Source organism: Streptomyces sp. NPDC021080 (assembly GCF_044333225.1).
Lineage (GTDB): Bacteria > Actinomycetota > Actinomycetes > Streptomycetales > Streptomycetaceae > Streptomyces.
The window spans coordinates 95,101-118,473 of record NZ_JBIRQM010000011.1 but is presented as its reverse complement, the minus strand read 5'-3'; the positions used below and the strand labels follow the sequence as shown (position 1 = coordinate 118,473).

The window sequence follows — 23,373 nt, the reverse complement described above, 5'->3', positions numbered from 1 at the left end:
ATGCCTTTCGTGCGCCCACGGGTCCCGGGGGCCGGCCGACGCGCACCGTCGGCCGGCCCCGCGCGTCCTCAGGTCATGAACGGCCCCCCAACAGTCCTGCCGCGCGCGCCCAGCGGTACTTCGCGCCGAGGACGGCCACCGGCATCTCGGTGGTGTACGGGTAGGCCACGACCCCCCGCTCGTACAGGTACCGGCACGCCTCCTCGACCTCGACGTCTCCCGCGAGCGAGGCCACCACGGGCTTCTCGACGCCGCGTTCGCGGAACTCGGCCACCACGCGCGCGGTGAGCTCGGCGAAGACCATGGGAGGGGTCACGATCGTGTGCCAGTAGCCGAGGACGAGCGCGTGGACGCGCGGGTCCTCCAGACCGAGCCGGATCGTCGCCTCGTACGTCGACGGCGGCTCGCCGCCCGTGATGTCCACGGGGTTGCCCGCGGCCCCGAAGGGCGGGATGAACTCCCGGAAGGCCGCGTCGAGATCCGGGGGGATCTCCATCAGGGACAGGCCGTTGTCGGTCACCGCGTCGGACAGCAGGACGCCGCTGCCGCCCGCGCCGGTGATGATCACGACGTTGTCGCCCCGGGGAGCGGGCAGCACCGGCAGGGCGCGCGCGTACTCCAGCATGTCGTTCAGGCCGGGGGCCCTGATGACCCCGGCCTGCCGGAGGATGTCGTCGTACACGGCGTCGTCGCCCGCGAGGGCTCCGGTGTGCGAGCCCGCCGCCCGCGCGCCGGCGGCGGTACGGCCGGCCTTGAGGACGACGACGGGCTTCTTCGGGACGGTGGCGCGGGCCGCCTCGACGAAGGCGCGGCCGTCCTTCAGGTCCTCCAGGTGCATCGCGACGCACCGGGTGTGCGGGTCCTCCCCGAACCAGGTGAGCAGGTCGTCCTCGTCCAGGTCCGCCTTGTTGCCGAGCCCGACGATCGCCGAGACACCCGTGTTCGTGGTCCGCGCGAAGCCCAGGACGGCCATGCCGATCCCGCCGGACTGCGAGGAGAGCGCGACACCGCCCTTCACGTCGTACGGGGTGCAGAACGTGGCGCACACGTCCTGCCAGGTCGAGTAGTAGCCGTAGATGTTCGGGCCGAGCAGCCGGATGCCGTGGCGCTCGCCGATGGCCGTGATCTCGTCCTGGAGCGCCTGTTCGCCGGTCTCCGCGAACCCGGAGGGGATCAGGACGGCGTTGGGGATGTTCTTGCGTCCCGCCTCCTCCAGGACCCGTGGCACCGCCCGGGCGGGGACGGCGAAGACCGCGACGTCCACCTCGCCGGGGATGTCCGCGACACTCGCGTAGGCCTTACGGCCCTGGATGTCGTCGGCCCTGGGGTTGACCGGGTGGATCTCGCCCGCGAAGCCCCCGTCCACGAGGTTGCGCAGCACCGCGTGACCGATCTTGCCCGGGACGTCGGAGGCGCCGATCACGGCGATCGACCTCGGCCGCATCAGCCGGTCCATGGAGGCGAGGATCTCCTCACGGGTGTACCGGCGTCGTGCGGCCGGGGCGCCCGCGCCGAGGATCACGCGGATGTCCGCCGCGATCGCGCCTTCTGGGGACGCGATCACCGGGTTGAGGTCCACCTCGGCGATCTCGGGGAAGTCGGTGACGAGTTCGGAGACCCGGCGGATCCGGTCGGCCAGGGCCGCCCGGTCCACCGCGGGAGCGCCGCGCACCCCGCGCAGGACCTGCGCGGAGCGGATCGAGTCGAGCATCGACTCCGCCTCGTCCGCGTCCACGGGCGCGAGCCGGAAGGTGACGTCCCGCAGCACCTCGACCAGCACACCGCCGAGCCCGAAGGCGACGACCTTCCCGAACGTCGGGTCGGTCACCGCGCCGACGATGACCTCCTGCCCCGGCGGGATCAGCTCCTGCACCTGGACACCGTCGATCCGGGCGCGGACGTCGTACGCACGGGCGTTCCCGACGATCGCGCGGAACGCCTCCCGTACGTCCGCTTCCCCCTCGACACCGACCAGTACCCCGCCCGCGTCGGTCTTGTGCAGGATGTCGGGAGAGACGATCTTCATCACCACGGGTCCGCCGAAGCGTTCCGCGTGGGCCACCGCCTCGTCCTCGTCGAGGGCCAGCCCCTCGCCGGGTACGGCGATCCCGTAGGCGTCGGCGACCTGCTTGCCCTCCGGCGCCGTCAGCGCGGTGCGCCCCTGGCGCCGGACGCCGTCGAGGAGCGCCCGTACCCTCGCCACCCGGTCCCGGTCCGCCATCTCAGATCACCCCGCCCGACTTGAGAAGCCTCAATTCCTCGTCACCGAGGCCGAGTTCGCCGATGTAGATCTCCTCGTTGTGCTCACCGAGCAGCGGGGAGGCGGTGATGTCGACGGGGGAGTCGGAGAGTTTCAGCGGGCTGCCGACGGTGACGTACGAGCCGCGCTCGGGATGCGGCACCTCGACGACCATGTCGTTGGCCGCGAGCGAGGCGTCCTCGATGATCTCCTTGGTGGACAGGATCGGTCCGCACGGGATGCTCTCGGCGTTGAGCTGCTCCAGCACCTGCCACTTGGGCAGGGTCGTGGTCCATTCCTCGATGAGCTGGAACATCTTGGCGAGCCTCGGCAGCCGGGCCCCCGGGGTGGACCAGCCGGGGTCGTCGGCCAGTTCGGGGCGGCCGATCAGCCGGGTGATCGGCTTCCAGCCGGCGGGCTGGACGATGACGTACACGTAGTCGTTGGGGCCGCCGGGCGCGCACTTGACAGCCCAGCCGGGCTGGCCGCCGCCGGAGGCGTTGCCCGAGCGCGGGACCTCGTCGCCGAAGTCGTCGTTGGGGTACTCGGCGAGCGGCCCGTGGGCCAGCCGCTGCTGGTCGCGCAACTTGACCCGGCACAGGTTGAGGACGGCGTGCTGCATGGCCACGTTGACGCGCTGGCCGCGTCCGGTGCGGGTGCGCTGGAGGAGCGCGGCGAGGACGGCGGCGACGGCGTGGACGCCGGTGCCCGAGTCGCCGATCTGGGCGCCGGTGGCCATCGGCGGGCCGTCCTCGAACCCGGTGGTGGCCATGGAGCCGCCCATGGCCTGCGCGACCACCTCGTACGCCTTGAAGTCGGTGTAGGGACCGTCCCCGAAGCCCTTGATGGAGGCGTAGACGATCCGCGGGTTGATCTCGCGTATGCGGTCCCAGGTGAAGCCCATGCGGTCGATCGCGCCGGGCCCGAAGTTCTCCACCATGACGTCGGAGCGGCGGATCAGCTCGGTCAGGAGCTGTTTGCCGCGCTCGGTCTTGGTGTTGAGGGTGATGCTGCGCTTGTTGCTGTTGAGCATGGTGAAGTAGAGGGAATCGGCGTCCGGGATGTCCCGCAGCTGGGTGCGGGTGATGTCACCGGCCGGCGCCTCGAGCTTGACCACGTCGGCGCCGAGCCATGCCATCAACTGGGTCGCCGAGGGACCGGACTGAACGTGCGTCATGTCCAGGACCCGGATGCCTTCGAGAGCCTTGGTCGTCACAGGTCACCTCACTTGTCCGTTGCCTTGAGCCGCCCCGGTGGAGCCGGCGGTGGGTCAGGTTCGGTACATTGCATACAGTCGACGAATACTGTATGAAGATGGTTATCCCGCATCCGACGGGTGATGTCCAGGGGGCGTGCACCACTTTCAGGACAGGAGCCGGAACGTGGATCTGTACGAACATCAGGCGCGCCAACTCTTCGAGGAACACGGCATCTTGGTGCCGCGCGCCGAAGTCGCCGACTCGCCGGGCCGGGCGCGCGACATCGCCCGCAGGCTCGGCGGCCGGGTCGTCGTCAAGGCCCAGGTGAGGACGGGCGGGCGCGGCAAGGCGGGCGGAGTGCGGCTCGCCGCGGACCCTGCCGCCGCCGAACGCACGGCACGCGAGATCCTCGGCATGACCATCAAGGGCCATCCGGTCCGTTCGGTGATGCTCGCCCAACCCGTCGACATCGAGGCCGAGTTCTACGTCTCGTACGTCCTCGACCGCGCCGCCGGACGCTTCCTCGCGATCGCCTCCGCCGAGGGCGGCACCGAGATCGAGGAGGTCGCCGCGGCCCGGCCGGAGGCGGTGACGCGCGTCCCCGTGGACCCGGCGGAGGGCGTCACCCCGAAGAAGGCGGCCGAGATCGTCCGGGCGGCCGGACTGCCGCCGCGCACCGCCGACGTCCTCGTGCGGCTCTGGCAGGTGCTCACGCGCGAGGACGCCCTCCTCGTCGAGGTGAACCCCCTCGTCCGCACCGCCCGGGGGCAGATCCTGGCCCTGGACGGGAAGGTCACCCTCGACGACAACGCCCGCTTCCGCCGAGCCCGTTGGGCCGGACAAGAGGTCTCGCCCGACGACCCGCAGGAGGCCACGGCCGCGGCCAAGGGCCTCAACTACGTGAAGCTGGACGGCGAGGTCGGGGTCATCGGCAACGGCGCGGGCCTCGTGATGTCGACGCTCGACGTCGTCGCCGGCAGCGGCGCCCGCCCCGCCGACTTCCTCGACATCGGCGGCGGAGCCTCCGCCCGGATCATGTCCGACGCGCTGTCCGTCGTCCTGTCCGACCCCGGCGTGAAGTCCGTCCTCGTCAACGTCTTCGGCGGCATCACCGCCTGCGACGCGGTCGCCGACGGCATCGTGCGGGCCCTGGACGCCGTACGGCCGACCAGACCGATCGTGGTCCGGCTCGACGGCAACAACGCGGCCCGGGGCCGCGCCGTCCTCGACGAGAGGGCGCACCCCCTGGTGCACCAGGCGGCCACCATGGACGCCGCCGCGCGCCTCGCCGCCCGACTGGCTCACATCAGCTGAAGGAGCGGGACATGGCCGTCTTTCTCACCAAGGAGTCCAAGGTCCTCGTCCAGGGCATGACCGGCGCCGAGGGCATGCGGCACACCCGGCGCATGCTCGCCGCCGGCACCGATGTCGTCGGCGGTGTCAATCCGCGCAAGGCAGGCCTGGCCGTGGAGTTCGACGTCCCGGGTGCCGAGGGCCGGGGCAGCATCCCGAGGACCGTCCCCGTCTTCGGGTCGGTGCGCGAGGGGATCGAGGCGACGGGAGCCGACGTGAGCGTCGTGTTCGTGCCGCCCCCCTTCGCCCGCGCGGCCGTGCTGGAGGCCGCCGACGCCCGGATCGCGCTCGCCGTCGTCATCACCGAGGGCATCCCCGTCCACGACTCCGTCGCCTTCCACGCGTACGCCGCCGACCGGGGTACCCGCGTCATCGGCCCGAACTGCCCCGGCCTGATCTCCCCGGGACAGGCGAACGCGGGCATCATCCCCGCCGACATCACCGGCCCCGGACCGATCGGCCTGGTGTCCAAGTCCGGCACCCTCACCTACCAGCTCATGCACGAACTGCGGGACATCGGCTTCTCGACCTGCGTGGGCATCGGCGGGGACCCCGTCGTCGGCACCTCGCACATCGACGCCCTGGCCGCCTTCCAGGAGGACCCCGACACCGAGCTGATCGTTCTCGTCGGGGAGATCGGCGGCGACGCCGAGGAGCGGGCGGCCGCGTACATACGCGATCACGTCACCAAGCCGGTCGTCGGCTACATCGCCGGATTCACCGCCCCCGAGGGCCGCACGATGGGGCACGCCGGTGCCATCGTCTCCGGCTCCTCGGGCACCGCCCGGGCCAAGAAGGAGGCCCTGGAGGCGGCCGGGGTGCGGGTCGGCGAGACCCCGACCGACACGGCACGACTGGTCGTGGCGCGGCTGGCGGAGCGGGCGGCCCCGGGCGAGGCGCGGCCGGGTGATGTCACCCATAGTTGATGTGAGGTGACTTTCGGAAGCCGTCGGACCTCCCTACGTTCCTCGTACACGCGACGACTGTTCGCGCCGGCCCGTGCGGCCTGCCGTCCGGCAGGATCCGGGCTCCCCGCCCCCGACCGTGCACCGAGAGCGGAGACACGCATGACACCCCCCAGCCCCAGCCCCACCCCCGGCGCCCCGGCACCCCGCCACGGCCCCCTCGCTCCCGCCCCCCTCGTCCTCAAGTCCGGCACGTCCTGGACCGACGCCTGGCGGCGGTCCCTCGCCGTCGCCCCCGAGGCGTTCCGCGACGACCGGGTGCTCAACCTCTGGAACTCCGGCTGGCAGGCGGACGGGCGGCCCCTGCCCGCCACCAGCCCCGTCGACGGCAGCCCCGTCGCGGGCCCGCCCCGGCTCGACGGCGCCACCGCCGAGGCGGCCGTCCGCGCCTCGCTCGACCGGCACCGGGCCTGGCGCCACGTCCCCCTCCCCGAACGACGGGCCCGCGTGGCGGCGGCCCTCGACGCCCTCACCGAACACCGGGACCTGCTCGCCCTCCTGCTGGTCTGGGAGATCGGCAAGCCCTGGCGGCTGGCCCGGGCCGACGTGGACCGCGCGATCGACGGCGTGCGCTGGTACGTCGACGGCATCGAACCCATGCTGGAGGGCCGGACCCCGCTCGACGGGCCCGTCTCCAACATCGCCAGCTGGAACTACCCGATGAGCGTCCTCGTCCACGCGATGCTGGTGCAGGCACTCGCGGGCAACGCGGTCATCGCCAAGGCCCCGACCGACGGCGGTGTCGTCTGCCTCACCCTGGCCTCGGCGCTCGCCGCGCGCGAAGGCATCCCCCTCACCCTGGTCAGCGGCAGCGGAGGCGAGCTGTCGCAGGCGCTCGTGCGCGCGCCCGAGATCGGCTGCGTCTCCTTCGTCGGGGGCCGGGACACCGGCGCCGCCGTGGCCACCGCGGTCGCCGACCTCGGCAAGCGCCATGTCCTCGAACAGGAGGGGCTCAACACCTGGGGCGTCTGGAACCACACGGACTGGGACGCGCTGACGGCGGTGATCCCCAAGCTCTTCGACTACGGCAAGCAGCGCTGCACCGCCTACCCGCGCTTCGTCGTCCAGCGCGCGCTGTTCGACGACTTCCTCGCCGCGTACCTGCCGGCCGTCCGCACCCTGCGCACCGGCCATCCGCTCGCCGTCGAGCACCCCGACGACCCCTACCCGTCGCTGGACTTCGGCCCGGTCATCAATGCCGCCAAGGCCAAGGAACTGCGGGACCAGGTGGCCGAGGCCATCGACCGGGGCGCCGTCCCGCTGTACCGCGGCAAGCCCTCCGACGCCCGCTTCCTGCCCGGCCAGGACACGACGGCGTACGTCCAGCCCGTCACGCTCCTGAGCCCGCCCCCCTCCTCACCGCTGCACCACGCGGAACCCTTCGGCCCGGTCGACACCATCGTCCTGGTCGACACCGAGGCCGAACTGCTCGCCGCGATGAACGCGTCGAACGGCGCGCTCGTCGCCACGCTGTCCACGGACGACGAGGAGACGTACACCCGGCTGGCCCCGCAGATCCGGGCGTTCAAGGTCGGCCACGGAAGGCCCCGCTCCCGCGGTGACCGCGACGAACTCTTCGGCGGCTTCGGAGCGTCGTGGCGCGGCGCGTTCGTGGGCGGGGAACTCCTGGTACGAGCGGTGACACGGGGCCCGGCGGGGGAGCGGTTGCCGGGGAACTTCCCGGACTACCACCTGATGCCCTGAGCCGGGCCGCCCGGTGAGGCCCCCGGAGGGAGGCGAGGCCCCCGGAGGGAAAGGGGACGGCGGCCATGACCGGGCGCCGCCCCCGCGGGCCGGGCCGGCCGCGCGCCGGTCCGGCGTCCGGTCCGGCGTCCGGCGGGGCGTCCACCGTCCGGGAGCCGGCGGGCCGCCTGCCGCCCGGAAGCCGGCCGGTCACCCGATGCCCTGCCGGTCCGGCCGCAGGGCGAAGGCCCGGTCCGAGGCCTCCGGCACCGAGCGCTCCACCGCCTCGACGAGAAGGGTCCGGTGCCGGAGCAACGGCTCGTGACGGTCCGCGGGAGCGATCGCGGCGAGATCGTCGAGCCCCGCGACGAGCCGCCGGGTGACCTGAGGGGTGCCCACCGCGCAGCCGCGGATCTCCGCGAACCCGAGATCGACCAGCTCCGTCCACCCCGGTACGGGCTGCACCAGCCGCACGTTGCCGCGCCGGTCGCGATGGAGCGCCGCGTCGAGGGGCCGGCCGGCGACGGCGGCCAGGAACTGCACGATGCGGTCGATCGCCTGCACGGCCGTGGTCGGGTCGTTGATCGCGGCCGACAGCGCCCGCAGTCCGATGTCGGACAGCTGGCGCAGCCCGAACGCGAAGTCCTGGTGGAAGGTCCGCTCCACCCCGACGGACACGGTGCGGCTCAGCGAACGCCCCGCCGGCGCGGGACCTCCGTGCACGGCGAACAGCGGCGTGCCCGGTACGACGAAGTCCCCGATCCGCGGGATCAGCCTCAGTACCACGCCTTCCTGCCGGGCCGCCCGCACCAGCCGGGCGATGTTCACGTCCTGCAGGACACCGGCCCGCCCGTGGTGGGCGACCCGGGCGGTCTCGGGCCCGAGCGCCTCCTCCTCGCCGGTCGAGCGGCCCACGGGCATGCGCGCGACGACCTTGAACGCCTCGCGGGTGATGCGGTCGATGACATGGCTGATGCGCATGAGCCGCAGGGTCTGGTTCACGTACAGCACGAAGAGCAGGAGGCTCAGCCCCAGCATCGTGAGCGTCAGAACCGACTGGACCAGCGGGATCGAGGTCACGTACCGCGCCTCGGCCTGCCCCTCGTACGAGGTCAGCACGAGGAGCGACAGCAGGAACGTGGAGAGGAACACGGCGAAGGTGGCCTTGGTGATCCGGCTCCGTACGAAGATCCGCACCACCCGCGGACTGAACTGCCCGCTCGCCATCTGCACGGCGACCAGCGAGATGCTGAAGACCACGCCGATGAAGGTCATCATCGCCGAGCTGACCACGGTCACCACGGCCTTCGCGTCGTCGGCCAGCCGCAGCAGGTCGTCGAGGGTGTCGTAGTCGCGGGCGTCGTGCAGCGCGTCGACGATCGCGGTGTCGATCCCGGTCGCCACCGCCCACACCACGAAGACCAGCACCATGGCCGCGGTGGGCGCGAACCAGAACGTGTCCCGCAGATGCTCCCGCCACGGCGACAGCGCCCGTGGCCGCCGCCCTTCCCGCAGACCACCGGTAGTCATCCAGTCACCCATGGTGAGACTGTAGGCGCACCCCGACCGCGCTCCGCGGACCCGCTCCGGGGCCCGGATATGCAGGTGAAAGGCACTCCGAAACCTTGGTATTGTTGTCCATGTCGCCGCGGGGAACACCCCCGGCCAGGCGGCAGACACCTTGTCCGGGTGGCGGAATGGCAGACGCGCTAGCTTGAGGTGCTAGTGCCCTTTATCGGGCGTGGGGGTTCAAGTCCCCCCTCGGACACAACACTCGCTGTAGCGATACGCAGATGAGGGCCGCGACCATTTGGTCGCGGCCCTCATCTGCGTATGCGTGACCGATCGTGACCCCGAGAGCCTCGGGGGGCGGGCTCTCCTTCCACGTGCTACTGCGCGGTGGCCGTCTTTGCTCACACGTGACGTCTTCCATGCCTCTCTCGGAGCGAAGAGCGAGATGGCGAAGGGCGTGACCACCCTGGCCAGGCTCACGCGCGATCTGAACGAGGAGTGGCAGACGGAGGCGACGTTCGCGGGCGAGGTCTCCGACGCCTTCGACTTGCCGGACGTGCTGCCGGCCGCTGCGGCGAAGAAGGGCTGAGCACGTCGTGGTCGACCTCAATACGTCCGTCACCGACCAGCACGGCCGCCGCAGTTTCACCCTCGACCCGGCCGGCCGCGTCACCGGCGTCCAGGCGGCGGACTGGGCGGAAACCTACGCCTACGACGAAGCGGGCAACCAGGCTCGCGCGTCCTGTCCGGACCGGCATCCCGGTGGCCGGTCCCGGGGCCCGCGCAGCTGCACGGGCACACGCCTGACCCGTGCCGGCGGCACCCGTTACGCGTACGACGAGGCCGGGCGCACCACCATGCGTCAGAAGACGCGTCTGTCCCGCAAGCCCGACACGTGGTGCTACACCTGGGACGCCGAGGACCGTCTCACGTCGGTCACCACACCGGACGGCACCGTGGCGCCATGTGTGCGACCCACTCGGCCGCCGCACAGCCGAGCAGCGCCTCACAGCTGATGGAACCGTGGCGGAGGAAACCCGTTTCACCTGCTCGCAGCGATGATCGGCGGCTCCGACAAGGACGCCCGGAATTTCGTGACCATGCACAGTTACGCCAACTCACCTGTCATGCGCCGGATCGAGCTGCAGGTGCGCAACGCCGTCCGTGACACCGGCGAGACGATCCAGTACAGCGTGGAACCGATCTACGCGGACGAGCATGCCAAGATTCCCCTCGGGGTGACCATCGAGGCCCATGGCAACAAGGGATTCCAGATGTACCCGCACGGAAGCACCGGGGGCGGAACCGACGTATTCACGATCTGGAACCGCAAGCGCTGAGCAGAAGGCGACGAGAGGGGGAAAGCCGAATAAGTCCGGACCTGAGTCGGCTCGCCGAGCTCCTGCGCGGGCCCGCGGCGCTGGAGCGCTCCTGGGACCGGGAGGTCGTCGAAGCCGAGCTGCGCACGGCGCTCCCCACGGACTACCGGGAGCTCGTCGAAGCCTACGGCGGCGGACTCCTGGACGAGTACCTGCTCCTGCTGGAGCCGGGCTGTCCCAATGACGTCTACGACCTGGTCGAGATCAGCGCCGAACGCGAAGAAGCGAACGATTCCCTGTGGCAGTTCGAGGACAGGCCGGCGGAAATGGAATCCGGGGGCAACCGCCTGATCTGCTGGGCGACCACGGACAACGGCGAGTACCTGTACTGGCTCGTCCAGCCGGCCGACAACCCCGACTCGTGGCCTACCTTGATCAACAGCGAGTCGGGAGAGGACTGGGAGCGCTACGACATGACCGTGACCCAGTTCCTCACCGCAGTGCTCACCGGTGAGATCCGGTCGGAGATTCTGTGGGACCGGTTTCCGCTGCCCACGCATGAATTCCGCCCTGCGCGGGAGATGTGACGAACTCCGGCCACGTACGTGCCTGTTCACCTGCACGGTGGGTCGCTCGCGGTCCGACTGCCGGTGATCCCTTTCCCGTCAAGCGGTGTGCCGGGCCGACTCGTCCTCGCCCCGGACGACGGGCTCTCGAGAGACGGGCTCGGCGGACCGGCCGGTGCTGGGCAGGCGTGTCGTCAAGGGCTGTGTCTCGGTACTGACTTCCCGTCCTCCCCTCACGCGTCAAGGGTGAACAAGCGCCCGATCAACGCCGGGTACGGCAAGCCCGCTTCGGCAAGAATCTTCTTGAGGGCATCCGGCGGACCTGCCTCGAGTGGTGTCGGGGCACCGACGCAGCCGGGCACCACGGAGAGGTCGCCGCCGCTGAACCGGGATTCCGGTGTGGCCGGAGGACGGATCTCGTAGGCGCGCCGGACACGAGCCGGGGGATTCAGCAGGACCAGGTGGGGGGGCGTCCCAGGCGACGAACGCCCAGCGGTTCCTGCTGCGGGCCTGGACGAGTACTCCGTTCAGGTGGTGCCGCCCGAGTAGTTCGGCGGCTCTGGCCGCGACCGGGACCGGATTGCCGAAGGGGCCCGTGATCTCCCAGAGCCCGTCCTCATTCGTGGCTGACCAGCCTGCCGCGGTGAACTCCTCGATCACCTCCGTGTGGGGATCGTCCTCCTGGGCCAGGGCGATGAGCCGCCCCACCTCGCTCCAGGGCGCGACGCGGGCGAGCGCCTGGTCCGGCGGGAACATCAGGCCCTCCGCCTCAACAGGCTCGGCACGCGCGATCATCGCCTTGCTGTTGTGCCAGGAGCGGGCAGCCAGTACATCGTGCTCACTGCCGCCGGTGAAGGTGGCGTCCTGGACGAGCAGCGTCATCACTACGACCGCCGTCGCGTCCAGTCGACGCCGGGTCTCCTAACGGGTGGCGGTCATTACGTCCGCCAGCCATTCGCGCTCGGCCGGACACGGGACACCAAGGGCAGCTTGCGCAGCCGTCTCCAGGTCCGTGAAGGACATGATGTCCCGCGCTGCGAGAGACAGCAGCGGGGCGAAGAGGTCTTCGACCGCGGGAGGGCAAACATGCCGGCCGGGCCTGAGCGCGCCGTCCCGGACATCCACGGTGCCGAGAATCATGGCGGGTCCCCCGTGCTGATCCCAAAAGCCCCACCGGCAGGGCGAGTACGACTCGCTCAGGTGCTCCTCGTCGGCGGCTCGTGCGAGTTCCAGTTCCGCTACGCAGAAACGACGCATCCGATCGACACCATGGGCCGGCCATGCCGGATCTGGCCCTGCATGGTGCTGGAGCGCGGTCAGTAGCACCTCGCTGCGGCGGACCGACTGGCGGCACGCGGCGATGTCCCATGCGTGCTGTCCGGCGTGGGCCGTGATCGCCGCGTACATTGAGTGGTAACGGATGTAGCGGGTCACCGTGGACACTCCGGGAACCAACCGGTTCACCGCTCGCATCACCGGACCCTCCACCGCGAGGGATAGCGTCCGGACCGCATGCCCAGCCCTTCCAACGCCCACGCCGGCCCGTGGATGTTCGCTGTCACTTGCCATCCCTCGTCGGCCCTCGGGGCATCGCATCAGCCTCGACTACGCGATCCGGTCCCGGCTCAGGATAGGTCCTGGCTTCGGCCGGGAGGCCGGAACCGTCGACCGGATTCTGGGAGTTGCCACGATGCGTCCGATCCCGTTTCAAGGCCGTCGGGGACCTGGCTTCCGGTGAATTCCGGGCCAAGTGCGATGCTGGCGCAGGCTGCCGATGTGCCAACCCCAGGAGCCAGCGATGAAAGACAGAGCAGCAGCAGACTCCGCTATGCCGTCCTGATCGTCGCGTTCATCCTCAGGCTTGCCCTCACCTAATGATCCTCTGGCCGCAGCCAGACCCCTCACGTGGCGGTTCGCGATCTTCTCAACACGCCTTGGGTGTGACTGCCTACGGCACGCGGGCAACGTAATCGACGGTGACGCGTGCTGGCCTCTTCGATTGGTCCCGCCTGATCGAGGGGTGATCGGGCACGGTTTCTCCGGCTCACGTTTCCCGTGCGAGCCGTGAGACACAGGCAGGGTGTCTGCATGGCAGTGGATACGACGGGCTACCTCAGGGCGTTGGGCGTCGAGTGGGGAGCCTTCTTCCGGGTGGCGGTGGGGAGGATTTGAGTGCCGCTCGGATGGAGGCTGGGGCATACGCTGTTGGGCGCCGGGGTCAGAGAACTCGTTGGTGCTGACACAACTCCTATAGATGATGTCGCACGGCAGATTTGTCGTTCTTCATCGTCCGGAATTCGAGGGGCCCGGGCCTGTGGCCACGGGGGCTCTGTGGGGCACCGATTGTGTACCTCACGGGAGTCGTTGCTGTACCTATGGCTCGTCTACCTCCATCGGGGACCTGGTGGAGGACGGACTCGGTGGCCGAAGCGCGCTTCAAGGCGCGGATGGAGGGCCAGGGCTATGTGATGCAGGGCGAGGAGCGTGGATGCGGTGATTTGGTAAACATGCAGGTCAGATGAGGTTGGCCCGAGTTGGGGCCGACCCCGTTGGCGTACTGGTGGCTGGATCCGTGCTGGATCTTCTGACGTTCTGTCATCTGTTTTTCTTCGTACGCTGGCTGGATCGGGGCTGGATGGTGCTGAACGGGTAGTCAGTGTGGCTGGCCGGTTTCCAACTGGTCGGCGTCGCGGAGTGCCAAGGTCGCTGCGGGCTGGTCGCTGCCGGGGTGGGCTCCGTGGCACGGCGCTGCCGGGGTGCGCCCATGCGGGCCGACAGTGCGGCGGTCGTGTGCCGTGTGCGGCAGCCACGGGCGCCAGCGCCCGATTCGCGGGAGTGCGCAGGTTCGAACCCTCGGCGGGGGACCCGGGACGTGGGAACGGGAAGGCGCACAAGCCAAACGGGCGGAGCTGGTATCGAGGCGATCGTCCGGTTGAAGCCATAGGTGGCCAAGCCGAAGTACGAACGCCCCCACCATTGGGGGAAGAAGGCCCGGGAGCTGCTGGCGGGCTTGGCTTGCCGTTACCCGACCCCCTTCGCCCACTGGCGGTTTGGTCTCAAGTCGCATTGAACAAGGACAACTGCTCCTGCTCGTCCTGCGGCTCCGGTTCCTTCGCCAGCCCCGGGGCCGCCCCCGCGTCCGGGTCGGCATCGGCCGTAGCATCGGCCGAGGGCGTCTCGTCCTCTTCCGCACGCGTCGGCAGGACATACTCCTGCGCGAGACCGGCGAGATGCAGTGGCAGCGGCAGGCTTAGTGCGTCCGGTACATCGGGGGCCTGGCGCAGCTGATGCGCGGCGAGGGCCAGGGCCTCGGGAGAATCACCGTCCTCGGTGTGGCAGCCGAGGACGGTGAGCTCCACAAGGCCTGGGTTCCACGCGGCCTTGTCGGTGTCGACCGTCAGCTTCCCCTTGGTGTTCACCCGGGGGGAGAGCTTGTCGGCGGCCACCGACAGTTTGAAAGTCCGCGCTTTCGGTGTGGTGGACCAGAAGACGCGGGCCGTCTCTGGGCCGGTATTCGGGTTCGTCCACAGATGGGCCGCAAGGCCGTTCGCTCCGTCCGGGTTCACTCCCCACCACTGTGCCGTTTCCCGTCCGCGTGACGTGCGCACCCGCACCAGGCGCAGGTCCGGATCGAGACGGCGTGCGGGAGCGTGACCGTCACGGAACTTGTCGGCCACCACCTTGCTGTCCTGCAGCCAGGTCCAGTGCGAGCGCATGTTTTGCCCGTGGGCCAGCAGCATCGTCGGCGTACCGCGCAGAGAGCGGCGCACTCGCTGGATCCACTCCTCGGCGGCCCGGCGCTGCTCGGCCATGTCCGCCCACCACGACGGGCGGGAGACGGGACCGTCGCCGCCGCGCGGAGCGGGCAACGTGGCCGTGGCCGGTACTTCTGCGCGCTCGGTCAGCCGCAGCAGCATCACCGGATACGGCACCCAGGCCCGTGCCTCGTCGTCCCAGCCCTCCACCCGTGCCAGGCCCTGTCCGGACGCCTCCGGGGTGACGAGCACCGCGACCGGCACGTGCCCGGCCCAGCGCGTACGGCTGCGGCGGTTCTTGCGGACCATCCATACGGCCGCGTACCGCATCCCCGAGGGAAGCCGCTCGCCGAGACTGTGCTCGGGGTGGATCCGTACGCCGAGCTGCCGCAGACCGTCGTCCCAGGCCTTGGCTGCGCGGAAGTCCTTGTTCTTCTCGCTGTTGTAGCCCTTGGCCTTTTTCGGGACGGCCATGAACTGGGTGAGGGCACCGGCGTCCGCGCAACCGAGCCGTAGAGCGAACTTGGCGTCGTGGTCTGGGGAGGTGAAGTCCTTGGCCCGGTCGATCTCCACCAGTGCGAGGGACGGAAGGGAAACGGGCCCGTCCTCTGAGACGAAATCTGCCATCTCCCGGCGCCGGGCACCGAGTGCGGCGGTCACCACCTCCCGTGAGTGTCGGGATCCTTCGGGCAGCGTCAGGTCGTGGCCCAGCGAGCGGGTGAGCTTGCGGCAATGCAGCCGTACCGTCAGCTCCGGAGTCTGCCACTCCAGCATGACCGTGCCGTCGAAGGCGCCAGCGTCCTCCGGCGCACCTCCGTCTCCCTTGAGGTCCAGATGGGCGATCAGGGCCGCCACCGCGGTGTCTCGCATGTCGGGCGTCTGCCAGAACACCCCGGCCTCCAGGAGCGGCAGTTCACCGGGGTCTGCGTCCGGGGCCAGGCAGCGCAGCGCGAAGGCGGCACCCTGTCGGCGGGCCTCCGTCCGCTGCCGTTCCTCCACGGCCTTCTTCGCCGCCTCGGACGGCTCACGGCGCGGGTTGGCGGGAGTGCTCCCCGACAGACGGGTGCGCACCAGCGCGGGCGCCGGACGCAACTGCTCCGGCAGTGCCTCTTCGGCCCATTCGACGATCCTCGAACGCTGGTCGGGCATCAGACCGGTGCCCACCTCGTGCGACCCCATCGCGGTGCTGTGCACGACGGCGGCCCGCATCCCGTCCTCCAGCCACTCGGCCGGGGCGGTGAGAACGGACTCGGCGTCGGGGAACGACTCGGTCAGCGACATGCTCCGTAGCATCCCGGCGGGGCCGCCGCCCACCCAGTCGTGGCCGCCCTTGTTCCACCCGAGGCGAGCCAGCGCGAACCGGTCACTCGCCGGTGCTCCGGGCAGCCACGGCACACGGGGCCGCAGCAGCACCGTGCTCCTGCGGCCGTATGGCAGATACAGCCGCCCCGACTTGACGCCCACGCGGGTGGCGTACCGCCGGATGTGGGTGTGCAGGTGGAAGCGGGGCAGCGGGTCGAACGGCACCGTCTGGAGGGTGATGTTCAGGACGATGGAGAACCACTCCGTGCCCCGGCTGCCCTCGTGCCTCAGCGCCTGCGACACCAGCTCGGCGCCCTGGTCGCGGGGCCCGCGTGGCATGGCGCGGAAGCGCAGCCGACCCGCACCGAAGTCGTACGGCTCCAGTTTGCCGAGGAGCCGCCGGGCCAGCCAGTCCGTCGTCAGCTGGAACTGGCGCGGATCCGGGGCGGCCGTGCCGCCGGGGGTGGTCGGGCAGCGCAGCAGTTCCACCTCCACACCCTCCTGCCACTCGGGAGGGTCCTCGAACAGGGCGTCCCTGGTCTCGTTCAGCAGCGACCGGTACTCGCGCTCCGGACGGAGATCCTTCAGCCAGGCTCCGACGAGAGCCCGGAAAGCCGTGTCGGGCAGCGGATCTGGGATGTCCTCCGGGGCGTACAGCCAGAAGTCCGGGCCCTCGCCCCGGTAACGGGACGGGCGCGGGCGCACCAGTACATCGGGTGCGAGGGCCTGGATCACCTGATCCATGCGGAAGGTGGGAACCGTCTCCAGCGGTTTGTCGCGGCCCGCGCCGCACAGCGCGAGCAGCGGGCCGCGCCACTGTTCGGGAAAGGGCAGAGCCCGGTACCGCCCCGTCACCGAGGTGTCGCGGGAGACGGGCAGCGAGGAGGCGGTCCGGATGGAGTCGTAGCGCTGAGCCATGAGGGTGTCCCTTCGTTCAGGAGGTGTGGTGGGTGATGTCCCGAAACGCCTTGTAGAGGGGCGCGTACAGGAGGCGGGCGACCGCGGGATCGCCGGGATCGGGGCAGTCGGGCGGCACGGTGCCTTCCGCGAAGTACGGGGCCAGGACGTCCCGCAGGCCGGTCAGCAGACCGTCTTCCTGGGGGAGCGGGGACGCCGCTGATCCGGGGGACAGCAGCCTGGCGGTGCGCGGAGCGAAACGGGCGTCGACGAAGACCACCCGGGCCGGCACACCACCGCGGACCAGCCGGCCGATCACCTGCCAGATCGTCACCAACTGGTCCCAGGTGAACGACCGCTTTTCGGGGTCGGACAGCCGCGAGTAGATGTAGCGGCGGGACAGCAGCCTGCGCCACTCGCCGCGCGCCACATGACGGAACGCGAGTCCCGCCTCGTCGAGACTGTCCGCGGCGACCGCCAGCTTGCTGAACGTGCCCTGTGCCAGGCCGGGTTCGTCGCGGGCGAAACGGGTGGCCCAGTCATTGATCGCGAACACGGCGAGAGCCAGGTCGTCCGGGCGCGGATGCGGCCGGGCCAGGAAGAGGGCCGTGCCGAAGGCCGCGTTGCGCTGGGCGTTGAGGATGTTGTGGCCGCGCTCGACCGCCATGAGCGGGGCGATGAGGAGTTCCGCGCTGCAGTCCTCGGCGAAGGAGGCCAGATCACCCCGGCGCAGCGCGGTGGCGCGGTCGGATCCGGAGGACGTCGGCCCTGCCCCGCGTACCGCCTGATCCAGATCGGCGTCATCGGCGGCCAGCACCCGGACGCGGCCGTGCCAGCGTTCCATGCTGTGCAGGACGTCCGCGACGGCGTTCGCCTCCTTGTAACTGCCGACCAGCAGGACCGCCCGCCGCCGGCGGTCGTCGGCGATCTTCGCCAGTTCCTGCTCAAGGGGGCTCGGGGCGCCGCCGCGGCCCGGGGATCCGAGCCTGCTCGCAAGCGCCCGCGCCGCAGCCGGCCGGGTCTTCGGCTCGGTGCCCGACAGGCTCAACGGGCGGCCCTCGTCGTCGTAGAGGAAGTGCGTGGTGAAGACCGACTCGCTCACGGCCTCCAGCGAGCGCGGAGACGGCTTGAGTACGGCGCCGACCGGTGCGAGTACATGGGCGCGGGTGGACGACCCGGCCCAGCTCGTTCCGGACATCAGCACCACATGCGGGCCCCGGCGCCCGGCGCCCGGGTCGGCTCCCACCTCGTGCAGCGAGAGAAGAAGTTCACGGCCGACGCCCGCACAGCGGAAGAAGCGCAGGGTGCCGCTGTGCCGTCCGTCGACGTCCCTTTCCCGGTCGTCGGGCAGATATTGGAAACCGAGGACGTTGCCCATCGGGGCCTCCGGGACCAGCGGCGCGTAGTCCAGGGGAGGGCGACGGGAGAGCTCGTTGCCCGTCGAGTCCAGGTGCAGGGCGGCCTCCACCTGCGGCCACAGGAAGACCAGCCGGTCCAGGCGGTGGTTCAGGGCGCTGAGCAGCAGCATGAACTCCAGTCGTCGGGCGGTGAGATCGAGCCAGGTCTCGTCCTTTGCCCGGGAGGCGGCGGGGCTGTCGGCGAGCAGCGGGCGCAGTACGGCGAGGGCGCGGGCGCGGGTGTCAGAGGAGGACAGAGTGGCCAGCAGATCCTGTACCAGTCGCACCAAATCGTCCGTCGTGTTTCCGTAGGGCCCGAGGCCGCCCAGGGGATCGTCACGGAACGTGTCGAAGAGGTCCGTCAGCTCTGTGCGGCGGGCGTCGGAACCGGGGCCCGACGGCTCCGGCTCTGCGGCGTCGTCCTCGTATGCCTCGTACAGCTCCGCTTCGTCCGCCACGCCGTCTGGGGATCCCGGGGTGCGCTCCGGGGCGAACCAGTCGCCCAGCAGTTTCTCCTGCAGGGTCCAGGGGCTGAAGTACTCCATGTCGGCCCACTCGCGCAGCTCCTCGTCGGAGATCAGCAGCTTGTACAGCCGGTCGGTGGCGGCGTGCACCACCGTCAGCGAGGCGGACCAGCGCTCGATCTCCTGGTCAGTGAGCGGTAGCCGGCCCTGCCGGGACAGTTCCTCGATCCGGTGCGTCTGGAGTTGGTCCAGCCAGGACTCGGGGCCGGGCGAGACCAGCGTCGCTGACGGGGCGAAGATCTCGTCCAGCTTCATCTGCACCGAGTCGGCTTCGTCGACGATGATGATGTCGCTGCGCAGACAGGCCAGTTCGAGGTGGCGCAGCCGTTCGTCGCCCAGGTGCCGCGGAACGGATGTCTGCACCAGGCTCGCCGGGTTGGCCACCCAGATCTGCGCGTCGACGAGTTCGCGCGCCGAGCGGTGACGCGGGCAGGCGTACCACAGGGGGCACCCGTGGGGAGTGCCCTTGACCTCCGGCGGGTGCGGCTGGGCGGCTCGCTCCGGCCGGGCCGGACGACCCGGCCGGTACGGCTCGGGCAGGGGGACGGTGTCCAGCTCCTCCTTTCCGGCCCGGCGTCTCTCCGGATACAGCGAGGTGCAGGGCGCGTCCGCGAACCGCAGGGGCTCGGCCGCCTCGGTGCCGCGCAGCGCGTTCACCACGCACACCGTGCTCAGGTCGTCGAAGCCCGGCAGGTCATGGTCGAGGAGATTGTCCAAGCCCCGGGAAGCCAGCCTGCGGTGCAGTCGTTGCACATGCGTCTCACGCGTGGTCAGCCCCAGGACGGGGGTCGCGGCGAGACCGAGGTCGCGGAGCAGCGCGCTGAGCCGCAGCTGCTCCGCCACATCGCCGACGACGATCGTCGTCCGCAACTTCGGCTCCTGACGGGCGCCCCAGACGGCGATCAGTGTCATCAGCGTGGACTTGCCCGCCCCGACCATGCCCGCGAGGTGTAGCAGGCCGTCCAGACGCAGGTCGCCGTCCTCGGAGAAACCGAGCCGGTCGGCGTCGCGCGGCGCGATGTGGAGTTCGGACAGCCGCTCCTCCCAGTGCCCCGGGCTCTCGACGTTCTCCTGCCGCTCGATCCGGTCCATCCAGCGTGCGGTCTCGACGAGGTCCGCCCGCCTCAGAGTGATCGGCTCACCGCGCCCCGGACGCCCGCCTTCCGGGGCGTGTCCCGGCACCGGATCGGGCTGCAGGCGCTCCGGCAGCATGACCGAGGTGGGTCGTCGCCGGTCGACGAAGGTGGCCCGGCCGACGGGTGCGATCGGCAACGCCTTGCGGGCCAGCGGGGGAAGGGCGGCGAGCGCGGTGTCGTACACCGCGATCCGGTCGCAGGCGACGGTGGGTTCGCTGCGCCGCGCGGGTGCGTCGTCGGCCGGGACGTCATAGGCGCGCAGCCGCTCGGGCAGGGCGGCGTACGTCTCCAGAGCGTGGTGCCAGGTGCGGCCCCGGCGCAGCGTCCACAGCAGATGGCGGCCGGCGGTGATCATCGCCTCGTGCTCCGGGGTCACCGCGATGCCGCGTGCCCGTGCGAAGGGATAGCCGCCGAACAGGACGTACGCGCCCCGGGCGGGCTCCAGAGGGGAGAGGCGTTCCAGCAGCCGCAGGGCCAGCTCGACCTGGCACAGCAAGGCGGGTTTCACCCCGGACAGTTCGGCGGGCACCTCGCTCCACAACCGGGAGAGCTCTTGGCTGACAGGCTTGTGCCAGCCGTCGCGGTCACGCATCGCGGTCCTCCTGCGCGCGGCCGGTCCCGGTCCGCTTCATACGGGCCCGGGCTCGGGCGACCAGTTCGGTGTCGGTGAGCAGCGGCAGATCCCTGGCCGCCGCGGGGCGATTGCGCTCGTAGGAGGCGACATAGCCGGGCCGATCGTCGGCCCGGGCCCGGGGTACCACCCAGAACGCCTCGTCGTACCGGGGCTCCGGAGGCACGGGCCGTGCAGCCCGGCCGAGGAAGGCAGGGTGGGCCCAGTCCTTCACATCGACTGCCCACACCCAGCCGTCGGCGAAGGTGATGTGCACGTCGTACGTGTCGTACGCCGGCCACATCCGCACACGCAGTCCGAGAGCCGTGAGCCGCGCCTCCAGCTCCACCTCAGCCCGTCCAGGGCCAGTCACGAACTGACGCAGTGGCCGCTCCAGCTGGAGCAGCCCGCCGGCCTCCTCCCTCTGGATACGGCGTCCCACCGGGGGCGGCCCGAGACGGCGGCAGCGGTCGCGCTCGCACCACCAGCCGCTGCCGTGCAGCAGCGGGGTCAGCAGGGTCAGGCAGCGGCCGCAGAGCGCGTAGGCGTCGCCCCGCAGATAGCTGTCAGGAACGGGCTGGTAAATGCGGCGCAGCAGCTCCTTTACCGGGTCGAGGACGTGATCCACCGACACCGCGAACTCTTCGGCGGCGGTGAGCACCGGCCGGGTGACCAGCAGCCGCCGGAACTCGGTGTACGCCTCCTCCTCCCCGTATTCGCGGCACAGACGCAGCGCGGCCCGGATGATTTCCCGGTCGCGCAGGACGAGGGCGCTGTCCCTCGTCTGTTCCGCCCATTCGTGGCACAGCTCGGTCGGCCGTGAGGAGTCCGGGTCCAGCAGCAGGTCGCCGGGGCCCACGGCGTCGGGCGGGAGATCGACCGGCCAGTCGGCCACGGGGCGTTCCCGGCACCACGACAGAAGGTCGGGGAGGCTCGCCGGGGGCTCGGCACTCCGTTCCAGGCAGGCGAGGACGGTCCGGTCCAGGGCGCGCTGGACCTCGGCCGGGTACGGCAGAGTGAAGGAGTCCAGTCCGGTCTCGGAGTCCAGCGCCGTGAGTGCCGAGGCCAGTGTGCGCATCAGCGGGATGCCGTCGTGGGCGGACCAGTCGGCGGCGTGGACGGGCAAGCCGTCCTCGTTCGCGGGTACGGCGTTCACCGAGTCTCCAGGTGGGACCGGCCGGTGGCGCAGTGCCCGAGCATCTCGCAGCCCGCGCAGTGACCCCCCGGCTTCGGGGCGTATGTTTCGTCGACGGCCCAGGGACCCGCCAGGTCCGCGATGATGCGGCGGGCCTCGGCCTGCGTCTCCGGCTCGCCGGGGTCGATCTCCTCGCAGCCCGAGCTGCCCTCGTACAGCATCTCCAGTTCGATCAGCGACCGGCGCGGTTCGCCACCCGGCACGCCCGCCGCCATCAGCAGGACCGCGAAGGGCAGTTGCGGGTAGGTCTCCATCAGCTCCCGCCCCTCCCAGGGGCGCCGGGAGGCCGTCTTCGTCTCGTGCCAGATCCATCCGCCGGAGCGGGTGTACAGGAGGTCGGGGTCGGCAATGAGGAGCACGTCGAGCTCGGGGTCGTACGCGGTCAGGCGCGGCTGCACCCGTACCTGCTCGTCGGGCGGGAGTCCGTCGAGGGGGCAGTCGAGCAGGTGCTGGGCGAGCATGGTGAGGGCAGGGGGCTGTTCGGCCTCGGAGAGCCCCGGGAGAGTGGCGGGGAGGGTGGCGCCATGGCAACTCCCTTGTCGGTGCTGTTCGTTGAGCCAGCCATCGACTGCCCGCCCTCTTCGGACGGGTTCGCTCTCGGGCTCGCCGGACCGGAGGTGAAGTACTCGGGTGAGGTGGAATTGGGCAGGACAGCGGGAGTGCACGCGCAGGTCGGTGGCGGAGACCGAGCGGCGTTTGCGGGGCAGGCGCGGACCGGGTACGCCGATCAGGCCGTTCACACGCGGCGGTTGTTCACAACCCGTCAGTCCTTCGCACCGCTCGCACCCGGAGCCGGGGTTGAGCCGGCCGGCCTCGGTCACGCGGGCCAGGACGGGCTTGGCGTGCAGGGTGAACTCATGGGCCGTCCGGTCGGTGTCCCAGTCCGCGAGGACGGTGTGTCGGCCGTCCCCGCAGCCGACGCCAATCACCCTGACCTGCCGTGGAGGAACGGTGCTGCCCGCCACGGGGCGGTGGATGTCACCGAAGGTGGCCCGCGTGGGGACCCCGGTGGCGGTGACGGCGGCGGCTTCGGCGATCTCCGCGAGCGGGCGGTCCTCCTTGACCGTGTTCACGGAGAGGAGCCACAGCTCGCGCTCCGAGCCGTCCGCGGATGCGTACCGCCGCCCCCAGGCGGTACGTTCGTACCGCGTCGCCCCTCGCTCGTCCGGCGCAGCGACCGGCGACTGGGCGATCGCGGTCCACTGCGCGCGCACGGGGGTCGTTGCGGGGCGCCCGAGCGCGCGGCGGTCAGTTTCGGACGCCTCGCGCACGGCCAGGTAGTTGCTTACTGCCATCTCGGCCCAACTGGCGTGACCCGGATGACATTTCGTGCTGCGATGGAGCCGCCGCAGTGCGACCTGCGGATCCATTCCCTCGTATTCGATGAGGTCCAGGGTGCGCATCACCGGCCCGAGCGCGAAGTCCTCAAGGGGCTTTCCGCGCGGTCGTTCCGGTGCCTGCACCACGAGCGGCCTGGCCCGCAGGGCGTTTCCCCGGGGGCAGTCCTGCGGATCCTCGCGGAGCAGAGGCAGCGAAGTCCGGATGAGCCGGGTGTCGCCGACCGTGCCGGGCGGAGGCTGATGAAGCGTCACGCTGTCTCCCTCACGGCGGGGCTGGAGAAGGGAACCCATGTCCTCAGAGAAGCGCATGACTGTGAACTAAGTCAAGCGATCCACTTTGTTTGACTTGTGAACCGCTATCCTGTGCCTGACATGGTGCTG

At 70.8% G+C, this 23,373-nt stretch carries 15 protein-coding genes, 1 tRNA gene and 1 pseudogene; 9 read left to right on the top strand and 8 right to left on the bottom strand.

The window, feature by feature from the left end:
• Positions 1-73 precede the first annotated feature (73 nt).
• Together ACH4S8_RS26610 and frc are read right to left on the bottom strand one after the other, a co-directional pair.
• On the bottom strand, positions 74-2,221 hold the full coding sequence (locus ACH4S8_RS26610; protein ID WP_398398243.1) for an acetate--CoA ligase family protein: 2,148 nt from the start codon (positions 2,219-2,221) through the stop codon (positions 74-76).
• A 1-nt stretch (position 2,222) separates the two neighbouring features.
• Complete coding sequence (gene frc / locus ACH4S8_RS26605) at positions 2,223-3,455, bottom strand: formyl-CoA transferase (RefSeq protein ID WP_398398241.1); 1,233 nt, start codon at positions 3,453-3,455, stop codon at positions 2,223-2,225.
• A 166-nt stretch (positions 3,456-3,621) separates the two neighbouring features.
• Between frc and sucC the strand changes: the two genes are divergently transcribed.
• From sucC to ACH4S8_RS26590, 3 genes are all read left to right on the top strand, one after another.
• Positions 3,622-4,752 carry an ADP-forming succinate--CoA ligase subunit beta gene (gene sucC / locus ACH4S8_RS26600; RefSeq protein WP_398398239.1) on the top strand — a complete coding sequence of 377 codons (1,131 nt, stop codon included), beginning with the start codon at positions 3,622-3,624 and terminating at the stop codon, positions 4,750-4,752.
• Between the two features lie 11 nt (positions 4,753-4,763).
• The gene (gene sucD, locus ACH4S8_RS26595) at positions 4,764-5,717 is read left to right on the top strand and encodes a succinate--CoA ligase subunit alpha (RefSeq protein WP_398398236.1); all 954 of its coding nucleotides are present in this window, start codon (positions 4,764-4,766) and stop codon (positions 5,715-5,717) included.
• 141 nt (positions 5,718-5,858) lie between these two features.
• Complete coding sequence (locus tag ACH4S8_RS26590; RefSeq protein ID WP_398398234.1) at positions 5,859-7,460, top strand: aldehyde dehydrogenase family protein; 1,602 nt, start codon at positions 5,859-5,861, stop codon at positions 7,458-7,460.
• A gap of 189 nt (positions 7,461-7,649) precedes the next feature.
• On the opposite strand, the gene ACH4S8_RS26585 is transcribed toward ACH4S8_RS26590, so the two are convergent.
• Positions 7,650-8,981, bottom strand: a complete 1,332-nt coding sequence (locus ACH4S8_RS26585; RefSeq protein ID WP_398398232.1) for a DUF2254 domain-containing protein — start codon at positions 8,979-8,981, stop codon at positions 7,650-7,652.
• A 141-nt stretch (positions 8,982-9,122) separates the two neighbouring features.
• Between ACH4S8_RS26585 and ACH4S8_RS26580 the strand changes: the two genes are divergently transcribed.
• The 6 genes and pseudogenes from ACH4S8_RS26580 (at position 9,123) to ACH4S8_RS26555 (ending at position 11,761) form a co-directional block, all read left to right on the top strand.
• A tRNA-Leu gene (locus tag ACH4S8_RS26580) sits at positions 9,123-9,207 on the top strand.
• Between the two features lie 141 nt (positions 9,208-9,348).
• Entirely contained in the window at positions 9,349-9,540 is a 192-nt protein-coding gene (locus ACH4S8_RS26575; protein WP_398398230.1) for a hypothetical protein, read from the top strand.
• Positions 9,541-9,589: 49 nt separating this feature from the next.
• Positions 9,590-9,998: pseudogene (locus tag ACH4S8_RS26570) on the top strand (RHS repeat domain-containing protein); the annotation flags it as partial.
• A 53-nt stretch (positions 9,999-10,051) separates the two neighbouring features.
• Entirely contained in the window at positions 10,052-10,291 is a 240-nt protein-coding gene (locus ACH4S8_RS26565) for a hypothetical protein (RefSeq protein WP_398398626.1), read from the top strand.
• Positions 10,219-10,857: an SMI1/KNR4 family protein gene (locus ACH4S8_RS26560; protein ID WP_398398624.1), complete on the top strand. Its 639-nt coding sequence runs from the start codon at positions 10,219-10,221 to the stop codon at positions 10,855-10,857. Before ACH4S8_RS26565 ends, ACH4S8_RS26560 begins: the two co-directional genes overlap by 73 nt.
• A 601-nt stretch (positions 10,858-11,458) precedes the next feature.
• The gene (locus ACH4S8_RS26555) at positions 11,459-11,761 is read left to right on the top strand and encodes a hypothetical protein (RefSeq protein ID WP_398398228.1); all 303 of its coding nucleotides are present in this window, start codon (positions 11,459-11,461) and stop codon (positions 11,759-11,761) included.
• On the opposite strand, the gene ACH4S8_RS26550 is transcribed toward ACH4S8_RS26555, so the two are convergent.
• The 5 genes from ACH4S8_RS26550 to ACH4S8_RS26530 all read right to left on the bottom strand — a co-directional run bounded on the left by ACH4S8_RS26550 (position 11,758) and on the right by ACH4S8_RS26530 (position 23,244).
• Entirely contained in the window at positions 11,758-12,270 is a 513-nt protein-coding gene (locus ACH4S8_RS26550; RefSeq protein WP_398398226.1) for a hypothetical protein, read from the bottom strand. The genes ACH4S8_RS26555 and ACH4S8_RS26550 overlap by 4 nt on opposite strands.
• A gap of 1,622 nt (positions 12,271-13,892) precedes the next feature.
• Positions 13,893-16,811, bottom strand: coding sequence for a pPIWI_RE module domain-containing protein (locus ACH4S8_RS26545; protein ID WP_398398224.1), 2,919 nt, complete (start codon positions 16,809-16,811; stop codon positions 13,893-13,895).
• A gap of 16 nt (positions 16,812-16,827) precedes the next feature.
• Positions 16,828-20,439 (bottom strand): hypothetical protein, encoded by a 3,612-nt coding sequence (locus tag ACH4S8_RS26540; protein ID WP_398398221.1) that lies wholly within the window; start codon positions 20,437-20,439, stop codon positions 16,828-16,830.
• A complete protein-coding gene (locus tag ACH4S8_RS26535) occupies positions 20,432-21,613 on the bottom strand; it encodes a hypothetical protein (RefSeq protein WP_398398219.1) in 1,182 nt (393 codons plus the stop codon). Before ACH4S8_RS26535 ends, ACH4S8_RS26540 begins: the two co-directional genes overlap by 8 nt.
• Complete coding sequence (locus ACH4S8_RS26530; RefSeq protein WP_398398217.1) at positions 21,610-23,244, bottom strand: PD-(D/E)XK nuclease family protein; 1,635 nt, start codon at positions 23,242-23,244, stop codon at positions 21,610-21,612. The genes ACH4S8_RS26535 and ACH4S8_RS26530 overlap by 4 nt, the downstream gene beginning before the upstream one ends.
• Positions 23,245-23,373: the final 129 nt, after the last annotated feature.